At 65.0% G+C, this 721-nt stretch carries 1 protein-coding gene; it reads right to left on the reverse strand.

Going from position 1 to position 721, the window contains the following annotated elements; translation table 11 throughout:
* The coding region (locus B7L92_RS38955) for a metallophosphoesterase (protein ID WP_255311382.1) at window positions 1-721 on the reverse strand (721 nt) is incomplete at both ends.

Below are 721 nucleotides of genomic sequence, written 5' to 3' on the forward strand. Positions count from 1 at the left end.
CCCCACGAGGACGTCCCCGAAGAACCCGAATGCGCGGAGACGATCACCACGTCCGCACCCATCGACCGCAGCTTCGGCACCCACTTCGCCGCCTGCTCCTCCAGACCCGGGAACACCATCTTCCCGCCCACATTCGCCTTGTCCCAGATCGCGATGCCAGGATTCGTCAGCCCGAGCACGGCCACTCGCACATCACGCCCGCACGGCGTGTGCATCCGCTTGATGACATACGGGGCGAACGCCGGCCGCAACGTCTTCGCATCCAGCGCATTCGCCCCCAGCAGCGGGAAATCGCACTGCTCCTCGAATTTCCGCAGCACCGGAATGCCGTAATTGAACTCGTGGTTCCCGAGCGCCGCCGCGTCGTAACCGATCGCGTTCATCGCCCGCGCCATCGGATGCACCGGACCACGCCGCGCCGTGATCGGATCGACCTTCGCGTAGTAGTACGACAACTGGGTGCCCTGGATCGTGTCACCGGCGTCGATCAGCAGCGTGTTCCGACGCCCCTTCTCCCGGCGCACCTGATCCACCAGCGTCGAGATCTTCGCCAGACCGATGTCGTTGTGGGCGGAGTCGTCGTACTCCTTGTCCGTGAAGTAGTCCCAGTTGAAGACGTTCCCATGCAGGTCGGTCGTGCCCATCACCGTGAACGAGTACCGCTTCGCAGGCCGTCCATGACCATGCCCGTGGCCATGCCCCGCAGCCTGCGCCGCACCGG

Source organism: Streptomyces viridosporus, from assembly GCF_002078235.1.
GTDB lineage: Bacteria > Actinomycetota > Actinomycetes > Streptomycetales > Streptomycetaceae > Streptomyces > Streptomyces viridosporus.